At 66.1% G+C, this 7,423-nt stretch carries 5 protein-coding genes; 2 read left to right on the top strand and 3 right to left on the bottom strand.

Annotated elements, in window-relative coordinates; all coding sequences use genetic code 11:
* Window positions 1–24 precede the first annotated feature (24 nt).
* The gene (locus BOO71_RS29180; protein WP_075831868.1) at window positions 25–273 is read right to left on the bottom strand and encodes a transposase family protein; all 249 of its coding nucleotides are present in this window, start codon (window positions 271–273) and stop codon (window positions 25–27) included.
* A gap of 262 nt (window positions 274–535) precedes the next feature.
* On the opposite strand from BOO71_RS29180, the gene BOO71_RS10045 reads away from it, so the two are divergent.
* The gene (locus BOO71_RS10045; RefSeq protein ID WP_075831866.1) at window positions 536–3,709 is read left to right on the top strand and encodes a tetratricopeptide repeat protein; all 3,174 of its coding nucleotides are present in this window, start codon (window positions 536–538) and stop codon (window positions 3,707–3,709) included.
* A 319-nt stretch (window positions 3,710–4,028) separates the two neighbouring features.
* On the top strand, window positions 4,029–5,291 hold the full coding sequence (locus tag BOO71_RS10040) for a styrene monooxygenase/indole monooxygenase family protein (protein ID WP_075831864.1): 1,263 nt from the start codon (window positions 4,029–4,031) through the stop codon (window positions 5,289–5,291).
* Between the two features lie 230 nt (window positions 5,292–5,521).
* Here the strand turns inward: BOO71_RS10040 and BOO71_RS10035 are convergent, their stop codons facing one another.
* Together BOO71_RS10035 and BOO71_RS10030 are read right to left on the bottom strand one after the other, a co-directional pair.
* On the bottom strand, window positions 5,522–6,472 hold the full coding sequence (locus tag BOO71_RS10035) for an electron transfer flavoprotein subunit alpha/FixB family protein (protein WP_075831863.1): 951 nt from the start codon (window positions 6,470–6,472) through the stop codon (window positions 5,522–5,524).
* The gene (locus BOO71_RS10030; protein ID WP_075831861.1) at window positions 6,469–7,227 is read right to left on the bottom strand and encodes an electron transfer flavoprotein subunit beta/FixA family protein; all 759 of its coding nucleotides are present in this window, start codon (window positions 7,225–7,227) and stop codon (window positions 6,469–6,471) included. Before BOO71_RS10030 ends, BOO71_RS10035 begins: the two co-directional genes overlap by 4 nt.
* Window positions 7,228–7,423: the final 196 nt, after the last annotated feature.

The following is a 7,423-nucleotide window of genomic DNA, read 5'->3' as shown; positions in this document are numbered from 1 at the left end:
TGTTGGAGCGGTTCGAGAGCGAAATCAAGATTCCGGGGAGTTGCGATACAGCGTGGCTTGGCGGGGGATACCGGGCAAGCTGAGCCGCTGACACAGCGGCTCACGGTACATAGAGAGCCAGGAAGCGAGCGCCAGGATGTTCTCAGGGCCACTGAGTAGACCCGTGAGAATGAGCGCCCAGAGCGCATCCCAGGAATAAGTAATGCGGTTGGGATCGCGCCAGTCTGGAATTTGAGTTAGAAAGGGCAGTGGGCTGATCGGTTTTGGTTTCACACCTCAATGCTGATCGGCCCCGATCTTTTTTTGTACTCGCTTGAGATAAAAGCCTGGTCCGAAGACCGGACGGGAGCGCGGGGCGGCCCAGACGGTTCCCAGACACTCTATCCCTGGACACCAGATATCGGAGCAGGCTGGCCCCGCACCGCAATGCAGAAAAAAGTAAATATCTGTATGCCGGGTCATGTCACACTGAGAGAACCGATACAGTGTTCCGAACCCCCCAGACTGCTCATCATTTCCAACGGGAGACGTTGTTATGGCCCCTGACCTCGTGCAAGCGCTGATTCACCGGGTGGAACATGTTCACGCGCGCCGGGGCAGTCTGGCGCTGGCTATGGTGGGTGAACCGGGCATCGGCAAGAGCCACCTGGGACAGAGCGTGCTGGCCGGGGTGGGCGGGCTGAAACTCAGTCTGCATACCCGCGCTTTCGAGACCGACTTTGGCGCCCTCCTGCACACCCCTAACCCGAACACCCCCGGCCTGAATACTCCGGGAGCGCCCGCCTGGGCCAGACAGACGCTGGAACGCACGCTGGCGGGTCAGTCACCGGACGCCACCGTGCTGGCCACCGCCGTGGGAACCCTGCTGGGTCACGCCGCGCCCGTGCTGGTCTGGGCGGAAGACTTCCATGAGGTGGCGGGCAGTGAACGGGCCACCGAATTCTGGACCGCGCTGGCCCGTCATCTGCCGCACGCGCGGGGGGTGGCCCTGCTGGTCAGCAGCCGGACGCCCCTGCCCGGCGTGTTTGCCGAACAGCGCCTGACCCCACTGGACGCGCTGACAGGTTCCAGTCTGCTGGAAGCGCAGGCAGGCGGCCCGCTGCCCCAGGCTGCACTGGAGTGGATCGGGGACCGGGGACGCGGCAACCCACTTTTCCTGCTGGAATTTTTCCGGCATCTGGGCCGCACTGGTGCGCTGTATCTGGACGCTGCCGACGGACGCTGGCGCTGGCGCGAACCTGCGGCCTCTACCCTGCCGCTGAGCGTGGAAGCCCTGATTGCCGATCATCTCGCGCGCCTGACCCACAGCACTGGGGCGGAAGCGCTGCTGGGCCTGTGGGCGCTGTGGGACATGGCCCTGCCGGATGAACCGCTGGAAGCTGAACTGGCAGCCAGCCTGAGTGGGCTGGACCTTGCGGCAATCCGGGCACTCAGAATTCTGGCCCAGACCAGCGGGATTCGCGCGGCCCGGACGTTCGCCCACCCGCTGTTCCGGGAAGTGGCCCTGCGCGAACTGCCTGCTTCCCTGCGGCGTGATCTGGCCCGGCGGTGTGTGGAGACGCTGGAAGACGCCCCGGAACAGGCGGCGCAATTTCTGACCTGGGCCGAGTGGCCTGCGGCCAAGGCCGCCGCACTGCTCCGGCGGGCGCTGACGGCGGCCCAGTCGCGGGGAGACCCGGTCCGCGCCGCCGACCATCAGGACGCCCTGGTAGACGTCGTTCCCAGCGGGGAGCGGGCAGAGGCTGCGCTGGCAGCGGCGCAGGCACTTCAGCCCCTCCACACCGGGCGTGCCCTGACGCGCGCCACACAGGCGTGGCAGCTTGATCCCCACAACGGCGAGGCGCTGGGCCTGTGTGCCCGGCTGCTGGCTTCCTCCGGGCGCGGGCAGGAGGCCGAGCGGCTGCTGGAGGAAGCCCCCGGCGTGATTAAGGGACAGCCCGATTACTGGGCCACCGTGCTGGAAACGCGGGTCAGCGCCGCCGATCACAGCGGGGCCATGCAGGTCTGGCAGGACCATGCGGGCGAGTTGGAGGGCCGTCCACAGCTCCAGACGGCGGTGGCCCTGGCACGGGTTCATCTGGGTGAATTCCAGGCGGCGGCAGATGGGATCCGGGCTGCACTGGAACAGCCACTGGCGGCGGCGGAGCGGGTGGCGCTCTTGCACGCGCTGGTGCGGGCGCAGGTCTCGCAGGCCGATCCGCAGATGTTTGCCACCCTGACCGGGGCGCTGGAAATCACCGCCGGGGCGGGACTGACGGCGGCGCGCATCGAACTGCTGCTGGAACAGACCCAGGTGCTGAGCTGGGCCTTGCAACTGCGCGGCGCAGACACTGGTGCCGCCGAGGCCGTCCACCTGGCCGAGACCAGGGGTGATCCCCGGTTGATGGCCCGCACCCAGGCGAACCGGGCCGAATGCCTGATCCTCCTGGGACAGTTTGAGGAGGCCGAGGATCTGCTGCTGGCTGCGCTGGAGCTGCTGGGCGGCGAACTGGCATCACGCTACACGGTCCTGACCCACCTGTCCCTGATCCACCTGTATCTGGAGTGGGCCAGGCCACCCGACGCCCTGATGGCCGTGCGCCACGCGCGTCAGGCCGTCCGGCTGGGCCATGAGGTTCACGACACGGTCATGCTGACCTGGGTGCTGAGCGTCGCGGCGCGGGCCGAGGCACTTCACGGTGACCTCCAGCGGGCCGAGCGGCTGATCGAGGAAGGTCAGGCGCTGGTGGAACGCAGCGGCCAGCACGCCACTCGCCCGTTTTACCTGTTCGCGCGCGGCCACATGCAGGAACGTCAGGGCCACCCGCAGGCCGCCGCGCAGCTTTTTGGCGACGCCTGTGAACAGGCCAGAGTCCTGGGAAACAGGCCCTTCGCCGAGCGCTTCGGCCTGGAGGCAGATCGCCTGCGGGGAGACCGGACCAGCGCAGAGGCGCGGCTGGCTTTCTTCCGGCAGCACGAACTGCACAGCTCTGCCCGCACTGCCCTGAGCTACTTTCCGCCGATTGAGCCGGAAGAGGCCGCGCCCGAAATCGCCCCGGCGTCCCTGCGCCTGGAGGTACTGGGCGAGGTGAACGTGACCCGTGACGGGCAGCCGCTCCCCCTGCGTTCACCCGGCGGCCTGCGCGTGCTGGTGCGGCTGCTGGAAGCGCGGCTGGCCGGGCGCTCAGGGGTGGCACAGGACGAACTGCTCGAAGCGCTCTATCCCGACGACAATCCTGAACGTTCCGGCGCGCGGCTGCGCCAGCAGGTTCGCCGTCTGCGCGCGGCGCTGGGAGCAGACAGTGTGCTGCGCCGCGAAACCGGGCTGGGCGCGGGCGGCGGCTACGCCCTGGGCAACATGGGCAGCGACGCCGAAGACTTTCTGAATACCCCTGACCCGAAGCTGTGGCGCGGCGCGTATCTGGCCGATTTCGAGGGCGAACTGTCCAGCGCCCGCGACGTGCTGGTCTACGGCCTGCGGAGCGCGGCTTACGCGGCAGAACCCCATGATCCGCGCGAGGCTGCCCGGCTGGGCCGCATCCTGCTGGACACCGATCCCTTCGACTGGGCGGCGCTGGCCCTGAGTCTGCGCACGCTGCGCGAGAGCGGCGAGATCATGGCCCTCCTCTCGCTGTACGCCGAGGTACGCCAGCGCTGCACCTTGCTGGGCGAGAAATTGCCCGACACCTGGGAAGATTTCCTGCGCGATCAGGAAATGAGAGCTTTTTAAGAAAATCAGTCGGGTGCTTGTGCTAAGGCTTGAAAAACCTGTCTCAGTCACACTTTATGGGGCGGCTGCCCACCCGTCACGGCCATGTCACGGCCCCCTTCTAAGCTCTGGGCAGTTCCAGAGGGATTTGCCCACAGATGCCTCGCTCGCCACCGGGTTGGTCAGGTGGTCAGGCATTCCAGACGGCGACGGACTTCAACGCTGCTCCCCCCACTGCCCCTGGAACGCTGGCCCTTTCCGGCTGAGGCGGCCCTGCCTGTACGGCTTACTGGTGTGGCCCGGCCTCGCTCCCATCCCCATTCATCTGGAGGACACGGCAATGCGTGATGTAGCAATTATCGGTGCAGGACAGGCAGGCTTGCAGCTTGCGCTGGGGTTACAGGCGAGCGGCTACGGGGTCACGCTGGTTTCAGACCGCACGCCCGAACAGCTCCTGGCCGGGCGGATCATGAGTACGCAGGCCCTCTTTCATGACGCCTGCACCACCGAGCGGCAGCAGGGACTGAACTTCTGGGAGGCTGCCTGCCCACCCATCGAGGGCATCGCCCTGAGCGTGCCGCATCCCGAACTGCCGGGGCAAAAGGCGCTGGCCTTTTCCGCGCGGCTGGACAGGCCCGCCTACAGCGTTGATCAACGGCTAAAATTCGCAGGCTGGCTGCGGGAATTTCAGTCCAGAGGCGGCCATGTCATGCTGGAAAACGCCGATATCCAGACCGCCGAGCGCCTGAGCAGTGCCCACGATCTGACACTGATCGCCGCTGGCAAGGGTGAGCTGGGCCAACTGTTTGAGCGCGACGTCGAACGCAGCCCGTACAGCGCCCCCCAGCGGCATCTGGCCCTGGCTTACCTGAAGAATGTCGCGCCCCGGCCAGACCACAGCGCCGTCAGCTTCAACCTGATTCCGGGCGTGGGCGAGGTGTTTTTGCTGCCGGGCCTGACCGTCGCTGAAAACGGCGGCACCCAGCCGTACGAGAACGTGCTGATCGAGGCGGTTCCCGGCGGCCCGCTGGACGTGTTCGCGGGGGTCAGTGGTCCTCAGCAGCATCTGGCCCTGATGAAAGACCTGTTGCGCCAGTTCCTTCCGTGGGAATACGGGCGTGTCCAGCACGCCGAATTGACCGACGCACAGGCCACCCTGACGGGCCGGGTCACGCCAGGAGTCCGTCGCCCCGTCGCCACGCTGCCGTCGGGACGCGAGGTGCTGGGCCTGGGCGATACGCTGGTCCTCAACGATCCACTGACCGGCCAGGGCGCAGGCAGCGCGGCCAAGGCGGCGGCAATTTACCTGGAACGCATCCTGTGGCACGGGGACCGGCCCTTTGACCGCGCGTGGATGACCGGCACCTTCGACGAGTACTGGAGCTATGCCCGCTTCGTCACCGACTGGACCAACGCCCTGCTGGGGCCGCCGCCGCCGCATGTGCTGGACGTGCTGGGCGCGGCGCAGACCCGGCCCGGCGTGGCGCACGCCTTCGTCAACGCGTTTAACCACCCACCGCAGTTCTTCCCGTGGCTGGGCGATCCGCAGGAAGCTGCGCAGTTCGTGGCCCAGCACAGCGTCGCCCAGTCTGCATCTGCCTGAACTGGCCGTGGAACGCCTCATCTATAAAATCCTGAAGAACACGGACGCCAAGACTGGAGTGTCGTGACGCTGGGCTGAACATTGCTCGTCCGCCTCTCTGGTCTGGACGCCGAAGATCAGGGAGGCGGAAAGTGCTGGGAAATATCGGGGACAAACCGCCCCTGATCTCCCACGCAGACAACGAAAAAAGCGGAGAAGCCACGCCTCTCCGCCTCCTGTGGTGGGTTTACCTACTTCTTGCTGGCAGCAATCAACGCCGGGACGATCAGGTTCACGTCGCCCACGATGCCGTAGTCGGCCACCTTGAAGATCGGCGCTTCGGCGTCCTTGTTGATGGCTATGATGTTCTTGCTCTTGCCCATGCCCGACAGGTGCTGCACCGCGCCGCTCACGCCCAGCGCGATGTATGCCTTGGGCTGCACGGTCTTGCCGGTCTGGCCCACCTGCTCGGCATAGGGCCGCCAGCCCGCGTCCACCACGGCCCGCGTCGCGCCCACGCCCGCGCCGATGTTGTCGGCCAGACCTTCCACGTACTGCGCGAAGTTCTCGGGGCTGCCTACACCGCGCCCGCCAGTCACGATGACCTCGGCTTCCGAGAGGGCCACGCGGCTGGTTTTTTCCACGTTCTTGCCGGTGATTTCCGTGCGGGGGGTGGGCAGCTCCAGCTCGATGTCGTATTGCTCACCCGCCGCGCTTGCCGCTGCTGCCGGAGCAAAGCCGCCGGGCTTGACGGAAGCCACGATGACTGGCCCGCTGGCCTCCACCGTCTCGGTCACGCGGGCGAGGAAGGTGTACCGCTGGGCCTGAAGCGCCTCGCCGCTGGCCGTCAGCTTGATCACGTCCTCCAGATATGGCGCGTCCAGCTTAACCGCCACCCTTGGCGCGTACTCGCGGCCCGAACGGCTGCCCCCGATCAACACGGTGCTGGCCTCGCCCTCTTTGGCAATCTGCGCCACGGCGGCGGCCCAGACTTCGGGGTTGTACTGCGCCAGTGCAGGCAGATCGCCCACCAGCACCTGATCGGCCACGGCGGCGGCCTCGGTGGCAACCCCGGCCACGCCTTCGCCCAGCACCAGCAGCGTGATCGGTCCTTCACGGCCACTGTCACGGGCGGCGGTGACCATTTCCAGGGTGGCCTTGGCGAGTTTCCCGCCCGTGTGTTCAGCAACGACTAAAATCATGCCAGCACCTTCGCTTCGTTTCGCAGGAGGTCGAGGAGTTGTTCGGCGGCGGCCTGCGGGTCCTTGCCGTCGATCATCTTGTTCAGGCGGGCGCGGGTCTGGATTTCTGCGCTCAGGTATTTCACGGACGGCTGCGCGTCATAGCTGCCCAGGTCATCCTTGCGGAGTTCCTTCTTCTTGGCCTTCATGATGTTGGGCAGCGTGGGATAGCGCGGCTCGTTCAGGCCCTGCTGCGCGGTCACCACGGCGGGCAGGCTGACTTTAAAGCCCTCGTTGCCGTCGTCCACATCGTGGCGTCCGGTCAGGGTGTCGCCTTCCACCTTCAGCTCGTTGGTCCAGGTCAGTTGAGGCCAGCCCAGGCGTTCGGCACTGGCGGCTCCCAGAGCCTGAGAATCCCAGTCGGCTTCCTGGCCGCCCAGCAGAATCAGGTCCGTGCCTTCACTTTGCGCCACCTGCGCCACGATTTTGCTCAGGGCCACGGCGTCGTATCTCTCGTCGGTCTCGATGTGAATGGCGCGGTCCACGCCCATCGCCAGCGCCGTCCGCAGGGCGTCTTCCACCTTCTTAGGACCAATCGCCAGCGCCACGATTTCTTCCACGTTTGCACTTTCGCGCAGACGCAGGGCTTCCTCCACGCCGTACTCGTCCATACCGTCGATCACCAGCGTGGTGCCGTCCAGATCGACGCGGTCACCGCTGACTTTCACGCGCGCCTCGGCGTCGGGCACCTGTCTTACAAGGGTCAAAATTTTCATGCAACCTCCAGGGTGTGGGTGTGGGGGCGATTCGTGATGCGCGCCCAGCAATAAAATTAAACTCGGTCCAAGTTTAGCAGCATCTCTGTCATTAGGAGGATACGGCTTGAGGGCCTTCATTCTGAAGCAGAGCGGCGCTGGCTGGGTGGGGAAAAGGTACAGAGAAGCTACACAGAATCTTGAATCGGCAGCACGC

Origin of the sequence: Deinococcus marmoris (assembly GCF_001949125.1) — a bacterium.
GTDB classification, from domain to species: domain Bacteria; phylum Deinococcota; class Deinococci; order Deinococcales; family Deinococcaceae; genus Deinococcus; species Deinococcus marmoris_A.
The sequence above is the reverse complement of the archived record's forward strand: the minus strand, read 5'-3'. Positions and strand labels throughout refer to the sequence as shown.